This is a genomic window from Nostoc sp. FACHB-133, assembly GCF_014698055.1.
Taxonomy (GTDB): domain Bacteria; phylum Cyanobacteriota; class Cyanobacteriia; order Cyanobacteriales; family Nostocaceae; genus Nostoc.
In genome coordinates this window covers 1-26350 of sequence record NZ_JACJSH010000079.1, presented here as the reverse complement: position 1 = coordinate 26350, position 26350 = coordinate 1, and the positions used below count along the sequence as shown (strand labels likewise).

Annotated in this window: 27 protein-coding genes and 3 pseudogenes; 26 read left to right on the top strand and 4 right to left on the bottom strand. The window is 44.4% G+C overall.

Annotated elements, in window-relative coordinates; translation table 11 throughout:
* From H6G86_RS33820 to H6G86_RS33695, 26 genes and pseudogenes are all read left to right on the top strand, one after another.
* A partial coding sequence (locus H6G86_RS33820; RefSeq protein ID WP_190938007.1) for a LuxR C-terminal-related transcriptional regulator occupies nt 1-459 on the top strand: 459 nt, incomplete at its 5' end.
* 32 nt (nt 460-491) lie between these two features.
* Nucleotides 492-887 (top strand): annotated as a pseudogene (locus H6G86_RS33815) (response regulator transcription factor); the annotation flags it as partial.
* 206 nt (nt 888-1093) lie between these two features.
* The gene (locus H6G86_RS33810) at nt 1094-1651 is read left to right on the top strand and encodes a DsbA family protein (RefSeq protein ID WP_190938006.1); all 558 of its coding nucleotides are present in this window, start codon (nt 1094-1096) and stop codon (nt 1649-1651) included.
* Nucleotides 1644-2306: a cupin domain-containing protein gene (locus H6G86_RS33805; protein WP_199338531.1), complete on the top strand. Its 663-nt coding sequence runs from the start codon at nt 1644-1646 to the stop codon at nt 2304-2306. Before H6G86_RS33810 ends, H6G86_RS33805 begins: the two co-directional genes overlap by 8 nt.
* Nucleotides 2307-2463: 157 nt before the next feature.
* On the top strand, nt 2464-3276 hold the full coding sequence (locus H6G86_RS33800; RefSeq protein ID WP_190938005.1) for an alpha/beta fold hydrolase: 813 nt from the start codon (nt 2464-2466) through the stop codon (nt 3274-3276).
* A 55-nt stretch (nt 3277-3331) separates the two neighbouring features.
* Nucleotides 3332-3967 (top strand): annotated as a pseudogene (locus H6G86_RS39180) (Dps family protein).
* Between the two features lie 40 nt (nt 3968-4007).
* A complete protein-coding gene (locus tag H6G86_RS33790) occupies nt 4008-4442 on the top strand; it encodes a cupin domain-containing protein (protein WP_190938004.1) in 435 nt (144 codons plus the stop codon).
* Between the two features lie 20 nt (nt 4443-4462).
* Nucleotides 4463-4873 carry a nuclear transport factor 2 family protein gene (locus H6G86_RS33785; protein WP_199338528.1) on the top strand — a complete coding sequence of 137 codons (411 nt, stop codon included), beginning with the start codon at nt 4463-4465 and terminating at the stop codon, nt 4871-4873.
* Between the two features lie 62 nt (nt 4874-4935).
* Nucleotides 4936-6531 (top strand): GMC family oxidoreductase, encoded by a 1596-nt coding sequence (locus H6G86_RS33780; protein ID WP_199338527.1) that lies wholly within the window; start codon nt 4936-4938, stop codon nt 6529-6531.
* A 20-nt stretch (nt 6532-6551) separates the two neighbouring features.
* Nucleotides 6552-7463 carry an SDR family NAD(P)-dependent oxidoreductase gene (locus H6G86_RS33775; protein ID WP_190938001.1) on the top strand — a complete coding sequence of 304 codons (912 nt, stop codon included), beginning with the start codon at nt 6552-6554 and terminating at the stop codon, nt 7461-7463.
* Between the two features lie 99 nt (nt 7464-7562).
* A complete protein-coding gene (locus H6G86_RS33770; protein ID WP_190938000.1) occupies nt 7563-7907 on the top strand; it encodes an SDR family NAD(P)-dependent oxidoreductase in 345 nt (114 codons plus the stop codon).
* A gap of 55 nt (nt 7908-7962) precedes the next feature.
* Nucleotides 7963-8499: an SgcJ/EcaC family oxidoreductase gene (locus H6G86_RS33765; RefSeq protein ID WP_190937999.1), complete on the top strand. Its 537-nt coding sequence runs from the start codon at nt 7963-7965 to the stop codon at nt 8497-8499.
* Between the two features lie 264 nt (nt 8500-8763).
* Nucleotides 8764-9513: a glucose 1-dehydrogenase gene (locus H6G86_RS33760; protein WP_190937998.1), complete on the top strand. Its 750-nt coding sequence runs from the start codon at nt 8764-8766 to the stop codon at nt 9511-9513.
* Between the two features lie 19 nt (nt 9514-9532).
* Entirely contained in the window at nt 9533-10219 is a 687-nt protein-coding gene (locus H6G86_RS33755) for an MOSC domain-containing protein (RefSeq protein ID WP_190937997.1), read from the top strand.
* A 211-nt stretch (nt 10220-10430) separates the two neighbouring features.
* Complete coding sequence (locus H6G86_RS33750; protein WP_190937996.1) at nt 10431-11300, top strand: alpha/beta fold hydrolase; 870 nt, start codon at nt 10431-10433, stop codon at nt 11298-11300.
* Nucleotides 11301-11496: 196 nt separating this feature from the next.
* Complete coding sequence (locus H6G86_RS33745; protein ID WP_190937995.1) at nt 11497-12063, top strand: ferric reductase-like transmembrane domain-containing protein; 567 nt, start codon at nt 11497-11499, stop codon at nt 12061-12063.
* Between the two features lie 77 nt (nt 12064-12140).
* Entirely contained in the window at nt 12141-13295 is a 1155-nt protein-coding gene (locus H6G86_RS33740) for a WD40 repeat domain-containing protein (protein WP_190937994.1), read from the top strand.
* Between the two features lie 66 nt (nt 13296-13361).
* Nucleotides 13362-14249 carry an alpha/beta fold hydrolase gene (locus tag H6G86_RS33735; RefSeq protein ID WP_190937993.1) on the top strand — a complete coding sequence of 296 codons (888 nt, stop codon included), beginning with the start codon at nt 13362-13364 and terminating at the stop codon, nt 14247-14249.
* A gap of 455 nt (nt 14250-14704) precedes the next feature.
* Complete coding sequence (aroQ, locus tag H6G86_RS33730; protein WP_242065106.1) at nt 14705-15352, top strand: gamma subclass chorismate mutase AroQ; 648 nt, start codon at nt 14705-14707, stop codon at nt 15350-15352.
* A gap of 244 nt (nt 15353-15596) precedes the next feature.
* Nucleotides 15597-16592 carry an alpha/beta hydrolase gene (locus H6G86_RS33725; RefSeq protein WP_190937991.1) on the top strand — a complete coding sequence of 332 codons (996 nt, stop codon included), beginning with the start codon at nt 15597-15599 and terminating at the stop codon, nt 16590-16592.
* 121 nt (nt 16593-16713) lie between these two features.
* Nucleotides 16714-17634: a DUF1838 domain-containing protein gene (locus H6G86_RS33720; RefSeq protein WP_190937990.1), complete on the top strand. Its 921-nt coding sequence runs from the start codon at nt 16714-16716 to the stop codon at nt 17632-17634.
* A 115-nt stretch (nt 17635-17749) separates the two neighbouring features.
* Entirely contained in the window at nt 17750-18229 is a 480-nt protein-coding gene (locus H6G86_RS33715) for a nuclear transport factor 2 family protein (RefSeq protein ID WP_190937989.1), read from the top strand.
* A 93-nt stretch (nt 18230-18322) separates the two neighbouring features.
* A complete protein-coding gene (locus H6G86_RS33710; protein WP_190937988.1) occupies nt 18323-18700 on the top strand; it encodes a hypothetical protein in 378 nt (125 codons plus the stop codon).
* Nucleotides 18701-18865: 165 nt separating this feature from the next.
* Complete coding sequence (locus H6G86_RS33705) at nt 18866-20260, top strand: mercuric reductase (protein ID WP_190937987.1); 1395 nt, start codon at nt 18866-18868, stop codon at nt 20258-20260.
* A gap of 77 nt (nt 20261-20337) precedes the next feature.
* On the top strand, nt 20338-21288 hold the full coding sequence (locus tag H6G86_RS33700; RefSeq protein WP_190937986.1) for a malate dehydrogenase: 951 nt from the start codon (nt 20338-20340) through the stop codon (nt 21286-21288).
* 100 nt (nt 21289-21388) lie between these two features.
* Nucleotides 21389-22219, top strand: a pseudogene (locus H6G86_RS33695) (IS5 family transposase).
* Between the two features lie 350 nt (nt 22220-22569).
* Here the strand turns inward: H6G86_RS33695 and H6G86_RS33690 are convergent.
* From H6G86_RS33690 to H6G86_RS33675, 4 genes are all read right to left on the bottom strand, one after another.
* Complete coding sequence (locus tag H6G86_RS33690) at nt 22570-23028, bottom strand: cupin domain-containing protein (RefSeq protein ID WP_190937984.1); 459 nt, start codon at nt 23026-23028, stop codon at nt 22570-22572.
* Between the two features lie 48 nt (nt 23029-23076).
* Nucleotides 23077-23808, bottom strand: coding sequence for a cation diffusion facilitator family transporter (locus H6G86_RS33685; protein ID WP_242065105.1), 732 nt, complete (start codon nt 23806-23808; stop codon nt 23077-23079).
* Between the two features lie 15 nt (nt 23809-23823).
* The gene (locus H6G86_RS33680) at nt 23824-25944 is read right to left on the bottom strand and encodes an amylo-alpha-1,6-glucosidase (protein WP_190937983.1); all 2121 of its coding nucleotides are present in this window, start codon (nt 25942-25944) and stop codon (nt 23824-23826) included.
* A gap of 110 nt (nt 25945-26054) precedes the next feature.
* Nucleotides 26055-26350 (bottom strand): SDR family oxidoreductase (locus tag H6G86_RS33675; protein WP_190937982.1); only part of this gene is annotated, 296 nt, incomplete at its 5' end.

Genomic DNA, 26350 nt, shown 5'->3' with positions numbered 1-26350 from the left:
ATGGATTTACGAATGCCCAAAATGGGAGGTGTTGAAGCCATTATGGCGATTTGTGCTGAATTTAAGCAGGCTCGGATTGCGGTACTCACAACCTACGATGGCGATGAAGATATCTATCGCGGTTTACAGGCGGGCGCTCAAGGCTATTTGCTTAAGGATTCTAAACTTGGCGAGCTTTTGAATGCGATTCGCGCCATTCATAATGGTCAGAAATACATTCCGCCAGAAGTGGGCGCAAAATTATTCCAGCGAATGAGCAATCCAGAACTCAGTGAACGAGAGTTGGAAGTGCTGCGTTTGATGGCACAAGGAATGGGTAATCAAGAAATTGGGACTGCTTTGATTATTGGTGAAAGTACCGTCAAATCGCATGTAAATCGGATTTTGAGCAAACTGGGTGTGAGCGATCGCACACAAGCCGTGATTACTGCTGTTAAGCGTGGGATTGTCAGTTTGTAAGCTGTACTAAAGTTGGTATTTGTGCTGAATTTAAGCAGGCTCGGATTGCGGTACTCACAACCTACGATGGCGATGAAGATATCTATCGCGGTTTACAGGCGGGCGCTCAAGGCTATTTGCTTAAGGATTCTAAACTTGGCGAGCTTTTGAATGCGATTCGCGCCATTCATAATGGTCAGAAATACATTCCGCCAGAAGTGGGCGCAAAATTATTCCAGCGAATGAGCAATCCAGAACTCAGTGAACGAGAGTTGGAAGTGCTGCGTTTGATGGCACAAGGAATGGGTAATCAAGAAATTGGGACTGCTTTGATTATTGGTGAAAGTACCGTCAAATCGCATGTAAATCGGATTTTGAGCAAACTGGGTGTGAGCGATCGCACACAAGCCGTGATTACTGCTGTTAAGCGTGGGATTGTCAGTTTGTAAGCTGTACTAAAGTTGGTATCCAAATTCCAACTTTAGTTGGAGACAACCTTCCACTGCGAGATGGACGGGTTCATCCATCACTCGATTGTACAAAAATATCAACCCAGAGTGGACGACAAAAGAGGGTCAATTCTCTATATTAAATCCATAGCAACGTTAACGCAGTTGGGTTGTAAGGCTTAAGTTTGCTTAATACAAACCGAAACATGACTTACGACCGCGATCATTATTCTTTATTCGTTCTGCCTTCAACCCAGGATCATATTCAAGGTGTACTGAATGCTGCTGTAGTCTTCGTCATGTATGGAGATTATGAATGTTTTCAAAGTGCCAACGTCTATCGATTGATTAAAGTTGCTCAACAGCAATTGAAGGTTTCGTTTGGAGAAAACAATTTAGGTTTTATCTTCCGTCATTTTCCTGAAGTACAGATTCATCCACATGCTCAACGAGCTGCGGAAGCTGCGGAAGCCGCTGCGGCTCAAGGGCAGTTTTGGCAAATGCATGAGATATTGTTCATTCATCAACAAGAGTTAGAAAATGGCTATCTAGTAGAGTATGCCAATCGTTTAGGACTTGATATTTCTCAATTTTTGCAGGATTTATCCAGGGGAACGTATGTCGATCGGATCAATGCAGATATCGAAGGTGGACTGCGAAGTGGAGTGGAGGCTGCGCCCGCTTTGTTTATTAATGGAATTCGCTATCTTGAACGCTGGACTGTTGAGCAGATAATGGCAGCTATTGTTGCTGCAAATGATTAACGACAAGAACCAGAGATTTCAGCAATTTAGCAAGAATACAGAGGCGATCGCAATGATAGTTTTTACATGGAAAAAAGTTCAAAGATTGTTACTGTGGTTACTTGCATTAAGTGCTGTCGTTGGGATATTAATGCATCCAACATCAGCCACCGCCAAGGAATTACCTCAAGCCTACAACTCTAAACCTGCGCTCGTTCTCGGTCATAGGGCTTTTGCTGACGGTACATCAAAATCATTTTGGCTTCTTAATAACTACCTTACCATCGTCGCCGATCACACCACAACTGATGGTAAATATGACCTGGTTGAGGGCTATTTCCCTCCTGGTGCCCAGACTCCACCCCATCGCCATACACGCTATTCAGAACAACTTTATGTGTTGGAAGGAGAGTTCACTGTCTGGGTTGGTAAGAATAAGGTTGTGCTAGGCGCAGGTGAAAGTGCCTTCATTCCGATGGGCACACCCCATGTTGTCGCTGCACTCAGTGACCAGCCAGCTCGCGGGTTAGTCGTTGCTTCGCCCAGTTCCTTTGCTCACTTTGTTGAAGCAACAGGGACGCTAAACCAGAATGAGGCACCTGACATGGAATTGTTGAATCGCATCTCTAGCGAAATTGGCGACGAAATTCTGGGTGCGCCCGGAGATCTCCCTTAGAGAAGACGTTTTTCTTTCTTCTTCCACTCTTTGTAATGATTAAGCTTTTTGATGCTTATCTTAAGAAGTATTTCAGCGGGAAGTATTTCATAACTTCTATACGGACGACCAGAATCAGAGATTTTAGCAATTTAGCAAGAATACAGAGGCGATCGCAATGATGCTTTTTAGATGGAAAAAAGTTCAAAAATTGTTGCTGTGGTTATTTGCATTAAGTGTTGTCGTTGGAATATCAATGCATCCAACATCAGCCACCTCCAAGGAATTACCTCAAGCGTCCAACTCTAAACCTGCGATCGTTCTCGTTCATGGGGCTTTTGCTGACGGTACATCATGGCAACACGTTATTCCATTGTTAGAGCAGGATGGCTACAGAGTGACTGCTGTGCAGATTCCGCTCACCTCGCTTGCTGATGATGTGGCAACGACGAAGCGGGTGATTGAGAATCAGAAGGGTTCTGTTGTAGTAGTTGGACATTCCTATGGTGGAAATGTAATCACGGGTGCGGCGGCTGGCAATCCACAGGTGAAAGCTCTGGTTTATGTTAATGCTTTCGCACCAGATGTCGGTGAAAAGACAAGTGATTTGAATAAAAGGTACGCAGCACCTCCGATTAGTACGGCAATTGTGTCTGATGCTGCAAACTTTCTCTATGTTGATCGCGGGAAGTTTCACGAATTTTTTGCCCAAGACGTATCAAAGGCTGAGGCGCGAGTGATGGCAGCAACCCAAAAACCGATCGCCAGTGCCGCGTTTGAGCAATCAGTGAGTGAAATCGCCTGGAAAACGATTCCTTCCTGGTTTATCGTGACTCAAAGCGATCGCGCTATCAACCCTGAACTTCAACGATTTATGGCTAAACGGATTAATGCTAAGACAACCGAAGTTAACTCCAGCCATGTTCCTTTTATCTCTCATCCAAAAGAAGTTACCAAAGTGATTGAAGCAGCCAGCACTGCTGTGAAGTAATCGCAATTTTAAGAGAAGCAGTTTCTCGGTACATACAAATAGAACAGACCTAATTATGACTCTAGGAGATGCGATCGTGCCGACTCAAAATACAAGTATCACTGAAGTCAATGGCAGTCAACCCTTACTGCATCAACATGGATATGAAATTCAGCAGTATGGTACTCTTCGTGATTTGCCAATTGTTCTCAAACCCGATACCCGCAGCGAAAGCTGTGTTTTAGTCAATCAAATTTTGGCAGATACGATTATTCTCTATCACCTTTACAAGAAACATCACTGGTTGATGCGCGGACATACGTTTTATCAACTGCATCTGTTGCTCGACAAACACGCTAGCGAACAAATTGAGTTAATTGATGCACTGGGTGAACGAGTACAAACACTGGGAGGCGTGGCGTAGACGCTTTGCGGCTTGTCGCCAGACATCGCTGACCCGCGTCATGTAGCAGAAGTCACTAAGATTGAGCGTCCGCCCAACGGCGTTGAGGAAGTACCTGTGATGTTGTCGCGGTTACTAGAAGCCCACGAATTGATCGTTGGGGAATTGAGAGTGGCGATCGATAAAACGGCAGCAAATCAAGATAGCGGCACAAATGATTTGTTGGTGAGTCAAGTCCTGCGAACGAATGAGACGCAAGTTTGGTTTCTAGCAGAACATTTGGTAGATACACCCCTGGTACACAGCTAGCTTCGATTATTCAGGAATTCTTCTCAACAGGAGCAAACTCATGACACAATCTTTCTGGATTACTGGCTCTCGCGTTACCATCCATGCCGATCACACGACAACTGGTGGTCAGTACGACCTAATTGAGGGTTACAACTCTCCAGGTACACAAACACCCCTCCATCGCCATACACACTATTCCGAACAACTTTATGTGCTGGAAGGAGAGTTAACTGTCTGGGCGGGTAAGGACAAGGTGGTGCTAACCCCTGGTGAAAGCTATTTGATTCCTCCTGGTACACCTCATGTGGCCGCCACACTCGGTGATAAACCATCGCGTTCATTAGTCGTTGCTGCACCCAGCGGTTTTGCTCGGCTGATCGAAGCAGTGGGAACGCAAGATGAGACAGAACCGACAGACCTGGCGCTATTTGAACGAATGGCTGCGGAGAACGGTGATGAATTGCTGGGTCCGCCCGGAACCCTACCCTCTTAGGTATTATGACCAGTAACACTATGATCGATATTCAGAAGAGTTGGACTCAAGCTTTTGCCGATCAGTCAGAAAGCTCATTTGCAGACACTTTTGCTGATAACGTCGTACTTGAAGCCAGCGTGCTAGTTCGTCCAATCGAGGGGCGAGATTGTGTGAAAAGTATCATGGCTACTGCCAGCAAAGTTTACGAGGCGCTCACCTTCACTCGCCAAGTTGAGAGCGATCAGCAAACATATCTGGAGTGGGATGCGAAAGCTTTCGGCGGACAGACTCTTTCTGGTGTAACAATCCTTACCAAGAACCCGGACGGTCTGATTGTCCATATTGCAATTCATCATCGCCCCCTCAGTGCCGTACTCCGTTTCTCTATCGAGCTACGTGACCGTCTGAAGAGCAAGATCAAGGTGGACTATTTCTACGCAGGAAAGTAGGGCTACTTCTGTTCATCCCTAGTTCCATCAATCCGTTGCAGGCAGCAAAGGAGAGTTTCGTGATGCAATATGACTACATTGTAATTGGTGCAGGGTCAGCAGGCTGCGTGGTTGCTAACCGTCTAACAGAAAACGGTGACACAACCGTGTTATTACTCGAAGCTGGCAACCCAGATACTAAACCGGAGATTCACATCCCGTCGGAATGCCTCAGCTTACTAGGCTCCGAAGTTGACTGGGCATACTTCTCAGAGCCAGAACCATACCTCAATGATCGCAAAATCTTTTGTCCCCGTGGAAAAGTCTTGGGTGGTAGCAGTTCGATTAATATCATGATTTATCTGCGGGGTAATTCTCACGATTATGACCATTGGCAGTCATTGGGTAATCCCGGTTGGTCGTACCTTGATGTTTTGCCCTACTTCAAGAAATCAGAACACTTTTCACGAGGCGCGTCTGAATTTCACGGGGTCGATGGAGAGTTAAGCGTCACCGATCTGATTGCGCCTGCTGTGGTATCCCAACGTTTTGTAGACGCAGCAGTGGAACTAGGATATGACCACAATCCCGATCCCAATGGAATGCAGCAGTCAGGAGCAGGACTCTATCAGTTGACGATCAAGGATGGTAAGCGCCACAGCGCGGCCGCTGCCTTCTTGCTACCCATTTTCCAGCGTCCCAATTTGACTGTAACCACAGGAGCGTTGGTAACTCGCTTGTTGTTTGAGGGTACCCGCACTATTGGGGTAGAATACCTGCACGAGGACATGCTGCACCAGGTTAGGGTAAACTCCGAAGTGATTTTAAGCGCTGGCACGTTCGATTCGCCCAAGCTGCTGATGCTTTCCGGTATTGGTGATGCAAAACACCTGCAAACTTTGGGAATTCCGGTAGTGGCTGATTTGCCGGGTGTCGGTCAAAATCTCCAAGACCACCCTGTTGTGTCCGTGGCACACGAGGCAACTCAGGATTTACACACGGCAAGCAGCAGTAGTGTCGCTGAAGCTAGCTTGTTTTTGCATACTCCGGGTAATCTGGATGCCGCGCCAGATTTACAGTTTCTCTTCGGCCCGGTTGTGTTGGCACCGCCTGGTTATGCCCACTCTGGTTTAGGATTTACAAGTTTCGTCTGTTTAACTCATCCTCAAAACATTGGTAGTGTTAGTTTGCGTTCCCCCGACCCCAAAGACACACCGATGATTCAAATGAACTTTCTCCAAAGTGAAACTGATGTGCAAAAGTTAGTTGTCGGGGTTAAATTACTCCGTAACTTGTTCGGTGCAAGTGCTTTGGATGAGTTTCGCGGTAAGGAGATTGCTCCAGGTGCTGACAAGCAGAGTGATGCAGCACTAGAAGCTTACATTCGGGACACTTGCAGCACTGTGTGGCATCCGGTTGGCACTTGCAAAATGGGCATTGACCCAATGGCAGTGGTCGATCCTGAGTTGCGGGTACATGGGGTTGAGGGATTGCGAGTTGTTGATGCTTCCATCATGCCAACAATCACCACGGGAAATACGAACGCACCCACCATAATGATTGGTGAAAAAGCAGCAGATTTAATTAAAGCAAGTTGCACTCGACAAACTCTTCTCGTTAAGCACAAAGTACAAAATCCAGCCAACTCAACTTATCTAGAAGTCAGCGATCGCTCCTAACATCTATAAAGGAACACGCAATGGCACGAATTACCACACCATTTGGACGGCACTCTACCGCCTCTGAGGTAGCACAGGGAATCGATCTTTCTGGCAAACGGGCGATCATCACGGGAGCAGCATCAGGTATCGGTGTAGAAACAGCGCGGGCGTTGGCTCACGCTGGAGCCGAAGTTACGTTGGTTGTGCGTAACGTCGATGCTGGGGCAAAGACGGCGGCTGACATCACTGCTATCACTGGGAATCAAAATATTCACGTCGCCGAACTTGACCTGACCGACCGAGGAGCGATCGCTAAATTCATTGCCGCGTGGAATGAACCACTACATATCCTCGTCAACAACGCAGGGGTAATGGCATTGCCTGAACAGCACACACCCGAAGGCTGGGAGATGCAGTTTGCCACCAACCACCTCGGACACTTCGCTCTAACACTCGGACTCCACGATGCTCTGGCGGCGGACGGTGCTGCGCGCATCGTGTCTGTCAGTTCTAGCGCCCACATGCTCTCGCCGATTGTATTCGATGATATCCACTTCGCGTTCCGTCCCTACGATCCGTGGTTGGCATACGGGCAGTCCAAGACAGCGAACGTACTCTTCGCTGTCGCTGCTACTGGGCGCTGGTTCAGGGATGGCATTACTGCCAATGTTTTGATGCCTGGGGCGATCACCACCAATCTCCAACGCCACGTTGGTGGTATCCAGACCCCACCGGATCTGCGGAAGACACCGGAACAGGGTGCTGCCACCTCTGTTCTCCTGGCAACCTCCCCCTTGCTGGAGGGCATTGGTGGTCGCTACTTCGAGGACTGTAACGAAGCTACAATTCAGAATCGGCGAACCGGAGACATGAGTGGTGTTGCTCCCTACGCCCTCGACACTAACAACGCCGATCGTCTTTGGGAGGAATCGTTGTGTCTGCTCGCTTGATCTGGAGTTTTTGAGGAGGAAAATCGCGATCGCGACAATAAAGCCATTTTCTCAAGCAGGAGTCATTGCACAAGTAAACAATGATTAAGGAGAACAACAATGACTAGTAAAGAATTACCTCGCGTATGGCTGATTACGGGTAGCTCAACGGGTTTCGGTCGCGCTTTAGCCGAAGCAGCCTTGGCTCAAGGCGATCGCGTCATTGCCACTGCTCGCAATCTCAGCAAAATTCAAGATATGGAGGACAAATATCCGCAGACTGCTTCATCAGTTTACTTAGATGTGACCGATCGAGCAAGCATTGAAACTGCTGTGCAAACTGGTTTAGAGGTTTTCAGAAGAATTGATGTGGTTGTAAACAACGCAGGTTATGCATTGCTGGGTGCTGTTGAGGAAGTGAGCGATCGGCAAATCCGCGACCAAGATGATTTTCAGAGTTCATAACACCCGCTATACCGCTTGAAAACTGGTCTATTACTTAAAAGGAAAGCTCAAAACTATGAATTCACAAGCAGCTCAAACCACCACTACTGCTGACGAGTCGGCAATCCGTGCTTTCCCGCACCAGATAATTGATGCTTGGAATCGAGATAGCGGCGAAGGCTTCGCTGCCCCGTTCAGCGAAACTGCCGATTTTATCACGTTCGAGGGTACGCATCTCAAGGGTCGAAAAGAAATCGCTGCATTTCATCAACAATTGTTCGACACAGTTGTTAAAGGAACACGCCTAGAGGGTGAGGTGGATTTTATCCGCTTCGTGAACTCGCAACTCGCGCTCATGCTCTTAGTTATCAGGGTAATACTGCCCGGACAAACCGAAGCTTCACCGTCACGAAATTTCCTGCCGCTATACGTCATAACGAAAGGCGACGAAGGTTGGCAGATCGAAGGGTTACTCAATACCCGGAAGTTAACGCTAGAACGTCAATTCTTCTTAGACGACTTTGACTCACTGAGTGCAGAGGCTCAACGTCAAGTGACCGACCTCGTTGCAGGTCTCAAGCAGCATGAACAGGGTGTAGGGGATAGGGTGTAGGGTGTAGGGGAACCCCATATTTAAAAGTAGGGGTTTCAAATAAGGACGCTGCATTTATCGACGGCAGTCGCTCATGGGGAGCCACTCCGTTGTGGGGGTTCCCCCCGTTGTTCGCTCTTAGCGTTCCCGCAGGGTAGGAAGTGGCGTGGAAACCCCCATCGCTCTTAGCGTCTCCCCTGGGGAGAAGACCGCGCTGCCTCCACTACGTGTCTCGAAATACATTTTTATCTGATTTTCATACTTAAAAGTAGGGGCTTGTAACTCATGAAAAAACTAGAAGGAAAAATCGCCCTTGTCACGGGTGGCAACAGTGGTATCGGTCTTGCCACAGCCAAACAGTTTGTTGCTGAAGGTGCCTATGTCTACATCACAGGTCGTCGCCAAGTCGAACTGGATGCTGCTGTGGAAGCCATTGGTAAAAATGTTACGGCTGTGCAGAGCGATGTTTCTAATCTGGCAGACCTAGATCGTCTGTTTGCCACCATTAAGCAAGAGCAAGGACACATCGATATCATTTTCGCTAATGCTGGCGGTGGACAAATTGCCCCACTTGGAGCAATCACTGAGGAACACTTTGACAAAACATTCAACGTAAACGTCAAAGGTTTGCTGTTCACTGTACAAAAGGCACTGCCACTGTTACCAGAGGGCGCTTCTATTATTTTGAATGCTTCGATTACTTCTATAAAAGGTACGCCAGCTTTCAGTGTTTACAGCGCTACTAAAGCCGCCGTGAGGTCATTTGCTCGGAATTGGATACTCGACCTCAGAGAACGCAAGATCCGAGTGAATGCCATTAGCCCTGGTGTGGTTCCGACTCCTGGTTACGATCATTTGGGACTGAATGACCAGCAGGTGCAGGAATTTGTGGACAGCCAAGCCAGCACCATCCCACTGGGACGAGTCGGCAAACCCGATGAGATTGCCAAAGCCGTTGTTTTTCTGGCTTCAGATGACAGCAGCTTTGTGAACGGCATCGAGTTATTTGTTGATGGCGGTATGGCACAGATTTGAAGTCCAAAAGAAGTTAAAAATGAAGCTGATCTCTGTTAATGTTGGCCTGCCGCGTGAAGTGACCTGGAAAGGAAAACCCGTCCGCACTGGAATTTTCAAAGAGCCAGTTAATGCGAGAGTGATGGTGCGTGAACTCAATTTAGATGGCGATCGCCAAGCGGATCTCACGGTTCATGGCGGAGTTGACAAAGCCGTTTATGTCTATCCTTTTGAGCATTACGACTACTGGCGAGATGAATTGCCTGATACAGAGTTAACGCCAGGAATCTTTGGTGAAAATTTCACAGTTACAGGATTTAAAGAAGAGGAAATTAACATTGGCGATCGCTTCAAAATTGGCAGTGCTGAATTAATGGTGACTCAACCGCGCTTACCCTGCTACAAACTGGGGATTCGCTTTGGGCGAGCGGATATGGTGAAACGATTTCTCGCCAGTCGTCGCACCGGATTTTACTTTCGGGTTTTGCAAGAGGGCGAAGTGGTCGCTGGAGACACTTTAGAGTTGATGAGTCGAGATACCAACAATATTACTGTTGCTGATATCACTCAGCTTTATGTTCGTGAGCGAAACAATCCAGAGTTACTGCATCGTGCTGCTCAACTTGAAGCCTTACCCGAAAGCTGGCGGGACTACTTTCAAGAGCAAATCCGTCAACGCTCTTCGGGCGGGGAAAAGGGTAAAGGGGAAAGGGAACCCCATAACTAAAGTTAGGGGCTTGATACGAGGACGCTGTATTTCTCGTACTACGTATCTGGAAATACATCTTTTTTCCTTCTCCATGTTTAAAAACAGGGGCTTGCGCCCTTTCCCCCTTGCCCTTTCCCCTTTCCCCCTCTTCGGTCGTCAGGATGTGAGATAGATCAACCTGTCGTAAAACGTCATCATGTCACTTTTATCACTTACAAGGAGTAATCCCATGACTACATATCACACAGTTGCGATCGATGGTTTAGATATCTTTTACCGTGAAGCTGGTTCTCGCGATAATCCGACGATTCTGCTATTGCATGGCTTTCCAACCTCGTCCCACATGTTCCGCAATCTTATACCTGCCCTCGCTGATAAATTCCATCTCGTTGCTCCTGACTACCCTGGTTACGGCAACAGTTCGATGCCAAGTGTAAATGAATTTGACTACACGTTCGATCGCTTGGCTGAGATTGTAGAAAAATTCATTGCTGCGATCGCTCTCAAAAAGTACAGCCTTTATGTGATGGATTATGGTGCGCCGATAGGCTATCGGATTGCCGCTAAATATCCTGAGCGCGTGCAATCTCTGATTGTTCAAAATGGCAATGCTTACGAAGAAGGTCTGCGCGAATTTTGGGAACCAATTAAGGCATACTGGCAAGAGCGATTGCCTGAGAATGCTGAAAAGCTCAAATATCTTGTCACTCTAGAAGCAACAAAGTGGCAATATACCAATGGTGTTTGCAATCTAGAAGCAATTAGTCCCGATACCTGGACGGTGGATCAACATTTCCTTGATCGCCCCGGAAACGAAGAGATTCAACTAGCGCTGTTTTATAGCTATGGTACTAATCCACCGCTCTATCCCCAATGGCAAGAGTATTTCCGCCAGTATCAACCCCCTACCCTGATTGTTTGGGGTAAGAACGACTACATCTTTCCTGCTGACGGTGCTTATCCCTACCAGCGTGACTTGAAAGACGTTGAGTTCCATCTACTCGATACCGGACATTTTGCCCTGGAAGAAGAAGGAGATGCGATCGCAAACTATATCGATCAATTTCTCACATCACGACTGCAATCCGTTCTCACCTAACCGATGGAAATGATAGATCATCCCAGCATGGCTAATGCTCAAGTATAAACTTTTGAATAACAATACCTTCGCCAAAAAAGAGTATGAACAGAGAGGACTGATGTAGGAAAGATCGGCTGGAGTCGTCAAAAAATGACCAAATAAAAAATACCTACCTTTGTAAGGGCTTTTATTGAAAAATTAAGGAGGATTGGTCATGGCAGCAATCGATACAGCACCGTTAGAAAACAGCCTGGGATTTCTAGCTTTAGGAGCTTATATTCTCACCTTAATGCCCACGAATCTCAGAATCATTTTTCCTCAAACTAAACAAACGAACCTTCCCAAATGGCTGCTAAAATATCGACGACTTATCGGTATTCTGGCTTTCTGCTTGGCTTTGCTTCACGCTTTCTTCTTAGTAAAAAAGAGAGACCTTGATTTTTTAGATCCCAATACCTATTGGATTTATATCCAAGGTGTATCTACCTTTATAATTTTTACTCTACTGGCAATTACTTCTAATGACTGGAGTGTCAAAAAACTGAAAAAAAATTGGAGGCGATTACATACACTGACTTACTTAGCTATGTTCCTGCTCACTTGGCACATTTGGGACAAAATGTTAGAGCATTGGAGCTATTTAACCCCGATTGGGCTAGTAGGGATTGTCATGACAACCCTTTTATTTCTGATGCGATGCTGGATTGAACATCGGAATAAACAACAAAAAACCAAAGGAAAAGCGTTCTCATCTCAAATTCCAGAAAAAATTACTCTATAGTACCGCTAGTCTCCGACACCGTTACGCAGTGGGTGCAAGCCAGATTGTTCTCCCACTCGCACAAGGAATGTCCTGTTATGAGATCGAAACAAACTACCTGGAAATCTTCAGCAGCATTGGCAGTCAGTACCCTAACAATCTTCGTTAGTAGTAGCAGTTGTACTACCCTATTGTCTTCCTTCCGAAACGCTAGTGTTGCTACTACCTCTGTTGCAACCACTCAACCCTTACGTTCTATCCCAGGAAATTCAACTTGGGTTTACGCGATCGCAATCAGCCCTGATGGACGCTTCCTCACCAGTGGCAGTTACGATAAAAAAATTCAAATTTGGGATCTGCCTAGTAGTTCGCCAAGCGAACTTGGCGGGGTAAAGGGCAAGGGGGAAGGGGGAAAGGGTTTAAATCCCTTACCCTTTTCCCTTTCCCCTTTCCCCAGCCCTCACCCAGCATTTTTGGGTTGGCAGACTACTAGTAACACCTTACTCTCTACTTTAGAAGGACACGGCGATGCAGTGGTAAGCCTTGCCATCAGTCCAGATAGCAAGCTGCTCGCTAGTGGCAGTTGGGATAACCGGATTAAACTCTGGAATTTAGAGACGGGGCAACTGCTTCGTACCCTAGATGGCCATACAGATGATGTCGAAGCCGTTGCCATCAGCCCCAACGGAAAGTGGTTAGCCAGTAGTAGTGCTGACACAACCATCCGCATCTGGAACGTGCAGACTGGCGTACAAGTTTATCAGTTATCGGATGGAAAGTGGGTAAGAACTGTTGCTTTTAGTCCGGATGGGCAGACCTTAGCTAGTGGCAATGAGGATGGTACACTCAAAATTTGGCGGCTCATGGATGGTGCTGTTCTAAAAACCCTGAATGCTCATTCACAAGCCTTGCGCTCAGTGACTTTTAGCCCTGATGGACGGACTTTAGCGAGTGGCAGTGCTGATAGGACAGTCAAACTCTGGCAAATGCCCACTGGTAAATTGTTGCACTCCCTAATCGGACATTCAGGAGTTGTGTGGTCAGTGGCTTTCAGTCCCGATGGCAAGAGATTAGCTAGTGGTAGTAACGATAGCACTATCAAGTTATGGGGGTTGCCTGAAGGCAAACTCTTGGAGAATTTGATCGGGCATGAGCGAGGCGTGCGGTCAGTATTTTTCAGTCCGCATGGAAACATGATAGCCAGCAGCAGTGCCGACAAAACTATCAAACTCTGGTCTCTTCCTAAAGAGTGACAAGAAGCTTTCACAAAAAAGGTCAACTATTTCTGTTGAACAATTTGAATTCACAAGAGTAAACGTATGACCACTCATCGCACAGTATCGATCGATGGTTTCGATATCTTTTATCGTGAATCTGGTTCTCGCGATCGCCCGACGATTCTGCTATTGCATGGCTTTCCAAGCTCGTCCCACATGTTCCGTAATCTCATCCCGGCGTTGGCGGATCAATTCCATCTGATTGCACCTGATTATCCTGGCTTTGGCTATAGTTCCATGCCAACGGTGGATGAGTTTGATTACACCTTCGATCGCCTTGCCGAAGTGATGGCAGGTTTTGTCGATGCGATCGGATTGAAACGCTATAGTCTTTATTTAATGGATTATGGCGCTCCGATTGGCTATCGATTGGCAATACAGTATCCAGAGCAGATTGAGACGCTGATTGTGCAAAATGGTAATGCTTACGAGGAGGGACTCGGTGATTTTTGGAAGCCCATGCGCGCTTTTTGGCAGAATAAGACACCCGAAAATAGCGATCGCGTGCGACAGGCTCTGGCAAGCAAGGGCGCGAAATGGTATTACATTACTGGAGCCAGGAATTTAGAAAACCTCAGTCCCGATACCTGGACTCTGGATCAAGCACTTCTCGATCGCCCTGGCAATATAGATATTCAATTGGCATTAAAATACGACTATCAGTCAAATGTGCGGTTATATCCACAATGGCAAGCTTACTTGCGCCAATATCAACCACCGACGCTAATTGTATGGGGCAAAAATGACCAGGGCTTTTTAGTTGAGGGAGCTTATGCCTACAAACGCGATTTAAAAAACTTGGAGTTTCATTTGTTTGATACGGGGCACTTTGCTCTGGAAGAAGATGGGGATGCGATCGCAGACCATATTCACCGCTTTCTGACCACTCACGTTGTAGAGAACACCAACCTAACCACTAGTAACAAATAGTTTTGACTGGAAAACAATGTCAATAAAAAGTGATTGTCATTCTACAAATACTATTGATTGAGATTAAAAATGAAATTTACGCCCATTTGACTACTCTTTCTCCGTTACAACAGCGTATTCTTGTTTTGCTTGGATTTCCGACATTTACACCCAACTTGGTGGTCAATCTTTTAACCCTGAGTAGCTTTTCTTCTAACTCCCGAAAAAATGCGCGAACCGGGAGTAACCAGTCAGAACTTAATTTGACCGAGCGTTCTTATTCTAATTTTTGGGCTAATTGAACGCTGTTGTATGTACGTGGTTCTTTCTCTAAACATTCTTCTAAGAACACTATGTCAGCTTCCAACCACCTTAATTTTCCTCCCCGCCTTGGTTTAGACCACTGTCACTCTAACCCTAGCTTTTCCCATCTATGCAACACTTCTCGCACAGTTTGTGCAGTCCAATCAATTATCATGATAATTTTGTTTGGGCTTTTTTTCAGTAGTAGAGTAGTCGCTGCCAGCTTCAAATCAGATTTTACTGCCAATAACTTTGGGTTGTTACAATCAGTAAATCCTCAAAGTATCACAAGTGCAGAGCAACAATTACGTGTAGATAAATTACTAAAATTGATCCAGCAGCGATTGCTAATTGCACATGATGTAGCCCGGTGGAAATGGAATCATAAACTTCCTATCGAGGATCGAAAGCGTGAACAAGAGTTATTATTAAAGGCTAGGCAACAAGCAACAATCTATAGCCTAGAGCCTGATATGGTTGCAGCATTTTTTCAAGCACAAATAGAAGCAGGAAAACTTATCCAAGCAGTTGATTTTCAAACCTGGCAAAAGCAAGGAATTAAATCTTTTCCTCACGTGCCAGACTTAAACCAGATATTGCGACCATCTTTAGATAAATTAAACACAGAATTTCTTTTTGCTTTAACAGAACTGACTCAATTTCTAGGTTGTCCGCAGATACAAGAATTAATAAAGTCACGTTCCCAGGTGATTATTCAGGGAGATGGTATTGTCAAGCAAGTGCAGTCTATTGCAATTTCACCCCTACTGCAATTTCAAAACTTCTTCTTGCAGCATTTAAAGAAATCACACTGCTGCTGATTGAGGTAAAAAATGAAGTTTATGCCCATTTAACTGCTCTTTTACCCTTACAGCAGCATATTCTTGTTTTGCTTGGGTTCCCGACTACTATTTATACCCAACTTGGTAGTCAATCTTTTACTCCTGAGTAGACTTTTTTCTAACTCCGAAAAAGTCAGCGAACTGGGAGTTATTAAGCAGCAGTGTTAAATCAATTAACTTAACATATCAACAGATTGTTTACAATTTATTAAAGGAGAATGTGATGGTTGCTCAAGCAAACTCGCAAGCAGCAAAAATTCTTGAAGTTGCCGACGATCCACGTCTTTCCAAAGGAACGAAGGAATTTTTGAAAGTGCTGAATTCAGGGGGTGGGGCACTGGAGAAACTCACTCCACTCGAAGCACGTCAAGTTCTTGTCGATGCACAGGCTTCCGTTCCAGTAGACCTTTCAGGCATTGAAGAGTCCGAAAAGACGATTACTGCTGAGGGTTATTTAATTACACTCAATATTGTACGACCTGAAGGGGTCAAAGGCACATTGCCTGTTTTCATCTTTATTCATGGTGGTGGTTGGGTGCTGGGTGATTACCCAACACACAAGCGCATGGTTCGCGATCTGGTAGTGCTTTCAGGGTTTGCAGGTGTCTTTGTCAACTATACTCGCACGCCAGATGCTCAGTACCCACAGGCAATCAATGAAATTTATGCTGCAACTAAATGGGTTGCCGAGCATGGTGAAGAGATTGGGGTGGATGGCAATAATTTGGCAGTTGTTGGCAACAGTGTCGGCGGTAACATGACAACTGTCACTGCTTTGAAGGCGAAAGAAAAAGGAGGGCCACACATCAAGCTGCAAATCCTGATGTGGCCCATTGTAGATGCTGATTTTGAAACGAATTCTTATCACGAATTTGGCGATCAGCGTTTTTTGACTGTACCAACGATGAAGTGGATGTATGATATGTACATCCCTGACCCAGAAAAGCGCAAAGACATTTATGCTTCTCCCCTACAGGCGACGGTTGAGCAACTCAAAGGCTTGCCTCCGGCGTTAATTGTGGTTGCAGAGAGCGATATTTTGCATGACGAGGGCACAGCCTATGGACGCAAGCTCGATGAAGCTGGTGTCGAGGTAACAACTGTGCAGTACAACGGCATGATTCATGACTTCGGACTACTGAATGGTTTAGCAGAGTTGCCAGAAACCCGTTCTCTATTTGTTCAAGCTGCTGCCCAATTGAAGAAATATCTGCAATAGGATGCGTAGTTTACCGCCGCAGGCATCGTTTCTTGTTATGCCAAAACCTCGGAGGTTTAAGTCTGTAAACAAGACGTTTACCTTCTTGCAAATGAACAAGAATTTAACGAGGATTCAAGGTATGAGACGTAAAACTAAGTTTCTGTACTTTTGGGCTACAGTCGTCGTTACAGTTTTAGCTTTAAAACCAACTCCAAGTGGCGCTCAAACCCACTCAGACACACAAACGGTTGACATTCAGGAGTTAGTCCGGACTCGCTGTGCCACCGATCCACGAAACACCTATCTCGAATGGAGCGGTTCTGTTTATGCGTTTGTTCCTCAAGAACAGCAGCGAAAGTTATTTAGTATCATCGATATGAGTGTTGCACGCTGCTTTCAGAATCAGCAAGGACAATGGTTATTAACATCTCGTGAACTTCAGTACTATTTAGATCCAGAGACGAATCAGGTGCTAAATCGCTGGCAGAATCCCTGGACAGGGGAAGTAGTGCCCGTAGTGCATGTTGCTAATAATCCCGTTCAGAACAACTTAGGACAAGGGAGATTCCCCGCTTTAGCGGCTGGCAGAAATCTCATTCTCCTCACATTGGATGTTCCGCTCACCTATCCTAATGTTCTAGCCAGCGATCCGAAGTTTAAAGACTATAGTTCCGAACCGCTCTATCAAGCTGGGGAATTTTTTAAGTTTGTAGTTCCTAAAGCAAGAGTCGAACAGCCTCACGTTCCTACAGTACTGAATGTTTCAGGCACTTGGAATCGCATTGGTCCTTGGCTACCTTGGATGAAGATGAAAGGGAAACCAGGACAGTTAGTTTACAGCGCTAGTATTCGGAAACTGCAACGATTCGAGGAGCTTTCCTCATTGCTTCAGCAAGAAATTAAATCACGAGTCCCGGTTTATCGCACGGCTCCTACTTGCTATTTAGCTGCAAGTAGCAAAACTTCCTGGACTTACTTTCACGAATACTTTGACAATTATCTTGCTGGCGATCAATTCCCCATTTCTGAGACACAGAGCAACCAACCTTGTCAGCAATAAGCCTGTGCTGCTTCTAGAGATCTCAACTCACTCACGATCTCTACAAAGTTTAGAAGTAGAACCTCTAATTTGAGGTGTCTGAAATTACTTTGTTCTACCGTGCTTTATACCTGCTATGAACAACCCCGAAAATCCTCGACTACCCTTGCCGCCTTTCGATAATGAATCCGCCATACAAAAAGTCCGAATCGCAGAGGATGCTTGGAACACACGTAACCCTGAACTAGTATCACTCGCTTACACGTCGGATAGCATTTGGCGTAACCGCTCAGAATTTCTATCTGGTCGTGAGGCGATCGTCGAGTTCTTGACACGTAAGTGGCTTAAAGAATTGGACTACCGTTTGATCAAAGAACTTTGGGCTTTTCAAGACAACCGCATTGCTGTCCGATTTGCTTACGAATGGCATGATGATTCCGGCAACTGGTTTCGCTCTTACGGCAATGAGAATTGGGAGTTTGACGAACATGGATTCATGCGATGGCGTATTGCTAGCATCAACGATCTGCCCATTCACCACAGCGAACGCAAATACCACTGGATACTAGGTCGTCGTCCTGCCGATCATCCCGGATTGTCCGACCTCAATCTTTGAGAATTGGATGGCACTTGCACTTAACGCAGCCCTGATAAACTTTGGATATATCGCCAATACCGTCTAATTAGTTTTTCAATACTCTTGAACACAATGAAAAGACTACTAAAAATATCCGCATTATTCCTTGCTCTGCCAATTAGTGTATTAACTAATTGTTCCTTAAGAGCTTCTACTGACTCTACTGCTGGCATCGTCTTGAGTACGAAATGCCAGGGTGGTTACAATATCAATATTTGGCGGAATTATACTTCAGGTGAACTGCTCTATCGCGCGACCAATCCCAACGGGAATTTAAGTTTGGGTAAAGGAACTAGCAAAGCGACAGAAGGTGTTCGAGTGTATAAATTTCGGAATGGAATTTATGAATATTGGGTGTGGGATGGCACGTTGAATAACCCACAGTCTGGAACTTTAGAGGTATATAAAAACAACCGTATCTTGATGAAGCAAACTTGTAGAAAAAGTTGAATCCTAAGCACGGGTGTTATGCACTTTTTGGAAAATCAGCTAGGGCAAGCATCTTGAGTTACGCTCGTCAAATACGTTATCGCTAAAACCCTCTTAGTTAGCCAGTTTTTCTAAAATTCATAACACCTTCTAAAAATCGTATTCACCCGATCAAACTCAAAGGATATGGAAGTAAACGCTCAACACTATGACGACATTATTATCGGCGGCGGCAAGGCGGGTAAAACACTTGCACCAGCACTGGTCGCTGACGGACGTAAAACCGCTCTGGTTGAACGCAGTTTAAATATGATTGGTGGCGGGTGCATTAATATTGCCTGCATTCCTACTAAAACTATGGTGGCGAGTGCCAACGTGGCAAACACAGTGCGAAATAGTGCCGTTTATGGGGTTAAAACCAATACACCCATCGTTGATCTAGCAGAGGTAATCAAACGAAAACGAACGGTTGTGCAAGAGATGCGTGAAATGAACTTGCACAATTTAGAAACTGCTTTGGGTCACGAACTGATCATTGGTACAGCCCGCTTTGTTGCTCCCAAAACGATCGCAGTAACGACGACTGAGGGAAACAATCGTTTACTTACTGCCGAACGTTTATTTATTAATACAGGCACACGACCGTTAATTCCATCCATTCCCGGACTCACAGAAGCTGAGTTTTTAACGAGTGAGTCGATTATGGAGCTAGAACACCTGCCTGAACACCTGATCGTTCTCGGTAGTAGTTATATTGGTTTAGAGTTTGCCCAGATGTTTCGGCGCTTTGGCTCTGGCGTTACTGTCATTGGGCAAAGTGAGCAAATCCTGTCACAGCAAGATCCAGATATAGCGATCGCAGTTCAAACATTGCTGGAACAAGATGGTATTGAATTCTTGCTGAAGGCGAAGGTGTTGAGGATCGATCGCACTGATAATCAAACCATACTGCAAATCCAAGTTGGCGATCGTGAAATCACCCTCCAAGGGTCGCATTTGCTCGTCGCCGTTGGTCGTGCGCCCAATACCGATAGCTTAAATTTAGCTGCTACTGGTGTAGCAACTGATACACGCGGGTTTATTCAAGTCAATGATCGCCTGGAGACAAATGTACCCGGAATTTGGGCATTAGGCGATATCAATGGCGGGCCGCAATACACTCATATATCGCTCGATGATTATCGCATTATCAAAGCTAATTTAATTGATGGGGGCAACCGTAGTACACGGGATCGATTGGTTCCATCGTGTCTATTCATCGATCCGGAACTGGCTCATGTGGGTTTGACTGAAACTGAAGCACAGCAACAAGGATATGCTATCCGCGTGGCGAAGGTGGATGCGTCAGTCGTTCCGAGAGCAAGAACACTCGGTCAAACTGATGGACTTCTGAAGGCGATCGTGGATGCAGATACAGGTCGTATTCTAGGGTGTTCCTTGTTGTCTCATGAAGCAGGTGAAATAATTTCGACAGTGCAGATGGTGATGCAAGCTCAGATGCCCTACACCGTTTTGCGCGATGGTATTTTGACTCATCCCACGATGACCGAAGGGTTAAATATATTGTTTTCTAAGTTATAAGGAGACAGTAATTGCAGACTCAAGGATTTACCAAACAAACGACATTTCACTCTTGAAGAGAAAAAAGTAGATATAGCATGATTAGTAAAACATCTAAAGTCGGTATTATTGGTGCAGGTAATGTAGGTGCAGACGTTGCAAATGCTTTAGTTTTACTCGGTAGATGTGTAAGGGTTGTCCTTTTTGACCGAACCTTATCAAAAGCTGAAGGACAAGTCTGGGACATTGAAGACAGCATTCCCCTACTTAAGGAGATGGAAATCATACCATCAAATCAGTATGAAGATTTAGCTGATTCAGATATCATTATTGTCACTGTTGGGGTGAAGCCGAAACTTGGACAGACCCGATTAGATACATTGAGCGACAATGCAGAGATCATCCGTTTGACGATCAAAGAATTGGATCGAGTTGCACCGAATTCAATCGTAATCATTGTTAGCAATCCAGTGGATGTACTCACGCGGATTGCGATCGCTACTTCCACCAGAGCAGAAAATCTAATTTTCGGTTCGGGAACCGTTCTTGATACTGCTAGACTGAGATATCAACTTGGAAAGCAACTGAATGTTGCAAAACAAGACATTCATGCTTATGTGATTGGAGAGCATGGAGACAGTCAATTTGTTGTTTGGTCTAGTGCATTTATTGGGGGAATTCTATTAACTGAATTTCCCCTACCACAAGGAGCAACGCTAGAACAAATTCAGCAAGAGTACGCACAGTTAACTCGTAAACGAGGTCATAATATTTTTGAACGCAAAGGAAATACAAGCTATGGTATATCAACAGTAATTTGTCAGTTAGTTGATACCATCCTGCGAGATGAAAAGCAGATATTTCCAGTATCGGCCAGAGCAGATGCTAACTATGGAGTTGGCAGTGAAGTTGTTCTTGGACTTCCATGTATCATTGGCTCAACAGGTATTGAGCGCCAACTGCTGTTATCAAGAAATGCTCTTGAACAATACTTATTAGAAGAATCAGCCAATAAACTCAATGAAGCCCATAATTTTTTGCATAATTAAAATCAATTGGGTGCGGCTCTTTTCAGCAAAGAACTCTTGCAAAAGTGTTTTGTGGTATGATTAGGGGTTTTGCAATTTGTGATTAGGACTTTGAGGAGCAGTGAAAATAGAGAAAGCCAAGCAGCTTACTGCAAAAAAATTTAAGCAATGACTGGAGTGAGCCGTAAAACCTTTGAATTAATGGTTGATGTGGTTAAAGCTGATGCTCAAAAGAAGAAGCCTAGCCGCCGTCCTAAATTAATTATTGAAGACCAAGTTTTAATGGTCATTCAATATTGGAGGGAGTACCGCACTTACTATCACATCGGATTAGATTTTGAGCTTTCAGAATCTGCGGTTTGCCGAATAGTTTTTAAAATCGAAAATATTTTAATTAAGTCCAGAAAGTTTAGTCTACCGGGGAAAAAAGAATTATGGAAAATATCATCGGAAGAAGATTTAGTCGTAATGGATGTTACCGAGAGTCCAATTGAAAGACCTCATATTGGTCAAAAAAGATTTTTTAGCGGGAAACAGGGAGAACATACTTTAAAAACGCAAGTAGTAATCTACCAAAAAAGCAGCCAAATCATCTGTTTGGGGCATGATAAGGGAAAAATCCATGATTTTCGCTTATTTAAAAATAGTGGAATAAAATTTGGAGAATTAATTAAGGTAATAGCGGATAAAGGCTATCAAGGAATTGCTAAGATTCATCAATTAAGTGAAACACCAATTAAAAAACCATTCATGTAAAAAGTTGACGAAAGAACAGAAAAAATACAATCGGGAACTCAATCGATTAAGAATTGTTGTTGAACACGTAAATCGTCGTCTAAAGATATTTAAAATTTTGTCTGATAGATATCGAAATCGTCATCGACGTTTTGCGTTAAGATCGAATTTAATTGCAGGAATTTATAATCACGAATTAGCCATAAAAATTGGATAAAAAAATCGAATTAATCAAGTAATTTCAGTATTAATCAATGACTGAAATGATGTTTGCTGCCATCTTCTTAACTAGCGTAGGCGCAGCCCGCCGTAGGCATCGCCAGATAATACTTGCTAGAAGAAAATGATAACCTCTTACTATTTTAATGTCCTCCCAAAATTGAAATTTAAACAACCCTTAATTATACCACAAAATATTTATGCAAGAGTTCTACTGAAGTCGGAGGTCGGAAGTAAGAATATGAAAGTGGAGTAGGTGCAGTTGTGGATAAAAATGTTGGGATTGCTGACAGGAGTAAGCCGTTTGCAATTAGAATCATCTCTGAACTGTATTGGCTACTAACTCACTTATCTAAATCGACAGGATTGATCGATAGTCGGAGTTTCCTCAAATTGCACCATTATTAGAACAGCTGGCGCATCGCCTACTGTTCCAGATAAGTGACCTTTATGACCTTGCGCGTCTGCTTTCGTACCCTGATCTTCTCCAAAGGAAATTTCGCCAACACCCATCTCGACTCGCTGTCCGTCCATAGTCTCCACAAACCAGCGTCCCGATAAAGGTATGATCCACTGGGGTTTTGGGTTCTCATGCCAGTTACCAACCCATCCCACAGGTAGCACAGTAAAAGTGATTGTAGCACCAGACTGCTTCAAATTAGAAAGCCACTGTGGTGAGGTATCCGGGGCTATGCCTTTTTCCATGAAGTCTTCAATTTGACAACGGGATTGGTGACTTATACCGTCGTCGTCAGTCCAGACGTGCCAGTATTCAATTGTTGGTTTGGGTGATGAGTTATTCTGCATAATAATGGCTCTTTTTGATCCGAAATGTATTGAAAGGCGAACTATAAATTAGGAATTACGAAATTCTAATCGTATAATTGCGTCCTTCCCATTTGCTGCTTTCAATCCAGAAAAAGGTAAATTTGATGGGCTGTTGCTGATACTTTCTCTCGCTAGCACCACTGCTACAACAGCTAAGATAATGCCAATAATAATTGAGGCGATACCATCAAAATAAACATTATTAAATAGATGACCTAAAAATATTCCGATTAAGGCAACAAGTAAACCCGAAATGGCAGCAGTATCCTCAAATAAGATTGTAATTACTGTAGGATCTTTACTATTTTTGATAGCTTGCCAAAAATTTTGTTTACCTTTGGTCGGCAAAAACTCTTTTAAAGCTACAGTCCAAGAATAACCCTCTAATAATATTGCCACACCTAACACAATATAATTCCACATTGGGTCTTCTAAAGAACTAGGCTTAATTAAATGAGTAATTCCCTCATAAATTGACATTCCGCCACCAATGGCAAAGATGAGGATAGCAACGATAAAAGTCCAGAAGTAAAGTTCTTGTCCATAACCAAAAGGATGAATATCATATGCTGGTTTTTGGCTTCTGCTAATTCCCAGCAAAAGTAATAGTTGGTCGCTAGTATTTACAATTGAATGAATACCTTCAGATATCATGGCAGAACTACCAGTAATGGAAGCGGCGATAAATTTAGTAATAGCGATCGCTAAATTAGCGCCTATCGCCGCAAAGATTGTTTTTTTAGATGAATCAGTTGCCATAAGAGTAAATAATAATTATGTAGAAACTTCTAATTCACCATCGAGATGGGTAACTTTCCATTGGGTTTGTTCGCCATCGCGCCAAAAGCGCAATCCCACCGTAGCGTTTCCTACGGATAAATTTGTAAGTTCTAAATCGGGTAAGAAATCTGGTAGATTAGGCTGTACTTTTAACTGTTGTTTGGAAGCATCAGCTTTGAGTCCTAAAATGGTACGAATAAGTAAGAAAATTGAACCAGCAGCCCAAGCTTGGGGTATATTAGCGTCTGGATAAGGTACGGGAAAGTTATTATCTTGACGTTCAATTCCCGCAAATAATTCTGGCATTCGTCCAGCTTGAAAATAACTAGCAGCAGCAAAAATACCCTCAGCAATGCGGTTAGCTTCTTGGTGATAGCCATATCGCTTTAATCCGGCGGCAATTATGGAGTTGTCGTGAGGCCATACACTACCTCGTTGATAACTAATTGGATTATATGCCTGATTTTCAGATGAAAGAGTCCGCACACCCCAACCACACCACATATCTGGTTGAAAAAGTCGGTTAACAAGTTTTTTGGCTCGTTCCTGTGGGACAATACCAGACCAGAGGAGATGACCAGGATTTGAGGCAATTGATTGAATTTGCTGCTTTTTATCGTCTAATCCTAAACAGTAAAAGCCAACTGATTCCATCCAAAAGCGATCGTTAAAGCGCTGATAAAGTTCGTCGGCTTTTTGACGCAGCTTTTTGGCTTGCTCTTTTTCGCCCCAGACTTCATAAATTAAAGCTGCCCTCAGCCACGCATCATAAACGTAGCCTTGCACTTCACACAAAGCGATTGGCGGCTTAACTAACTGTCCATCGGGGTAAACTATTGCGTCACCCGAATCTTTCCAACCTTGATTGCGTAATCCTTTTGACGAATGAGTTAAATATTCAACAAACCCATCTCCGTCAAAATCGCCGTATTTGTCAATCCAATTTAGTGCCTTTTCAAGTGGCGCTCGACACTCATCAAGCATACTGACATCGGCGTTCCAGTTATAGGCTTCAGCTAAAGTAACAATCCAAAGGATGGTAGTGTCTACTGTTCCGTAGTAGGGATGATATGGAAGTAGGTTTAATGTAGTTAACTCATCGCGGCGCATTTCGTGCAGCATTTTGCCCGGTTGGGCATCGTGCCAATCATCCAACTCAGTTGCTTGGAGTTGAGCCAGTTTGAGTAACGTGCCACGGGCAAATTCATGATAAACTGCGATCGCTTGCAAGCTAGCAATTATGGAGTCACGTCCAAAAACAGCAACAAACCAGGGAATACCAGCAGCAGGCATCCAAAATTGATGTCCATTATCATCCACCTCAATCCGCAACGCTCCCATATCCGCGATCGCTTGCTGATAGTATTCGGCAATTTCAGCATTAGACGAGCGCAACTTTGTCGCATTCATCAGAAATTCATCCCTAACCTTTCCCGCTTTTGTATTGTGAGGCACAGCGCAGGTGCTTTGAGGTTTGAAGATATTTCCATCGGCTAAGGCTGTAAAATTAACACAAGTGTGCCATGTTTTCCCAGGAGCAATGACCACATCAAACATTAAACGACCATTGGCATAGCGTGGCTCAGAAGTACCACAAATTGGCTCAATCACAATACCTCGCAAGAAAGAGCCGTTGCAATATTCAGTAGTGAGTACACCATTTTCCCATTTGGTTTGTGTCTCACCTCGCGTCAATATTTGCTGTGATTTGACATCAAAAATATCCGCAAAATCAGAACGCACAGCTAGCATTAATTGAAACTTAACATCTTCATTATGATAGTTAGTTATATCAATATCTTCATGCATACCTTCCACAATGTCGCGCCCAACGGTTACAAGTAAACTACCAGCAGGTAGAGTGCCATTGATAATAGGAAGTTGCGGGTTGGTAAATTGGTAAAGTGCATTATGATGGGTGATATTGCTAGAGGTTAGCAGCGAAAGTCGGTAGCGATTGAGAGAAATTTCGTAGTAAGAAATTAGCCGTGTGTCCCAAACAAAAAAACCTTGAGGTAAATTTTCGTCGATAGAACCATCACTAGCCGTTACTAAAAAAGATGAACCATCGTTAATGGTTATCAAACCCGAATTGACAGTAACTTTTGTAGGCATTTTAAATTAACCAATTCTTGATTTTAATTCCCTCGCTTCCAACAAGCGGAAAGTTTTGTTGCTCTTTTTAAATCCCAATTACAAAACTTAAATACGAATTACGAATTATCTTAACCATTGTCTGTAAACCCTGGATACAAAGTCATGCCACCATCTACAAATAGTGTTGTACCGTTAACATAATCAGAGTCATCAGAAGCCAACCAAACAGCTGCTTTGGCAATATCTTCAACATTTCCTACACGTTTCGCCGGAATCAGTTTTAGTAACTTTGCTTCTGCTTCGGGAGTATCCCAAGCTGATTCGTTAATTGGGGTTTTGATAGCACCAGGAGCAATACTATTAACGCGAATTTTGTGGGGAGCTAGTTCTTGAGCAATACTTTTCATCATCATATTAATACCAC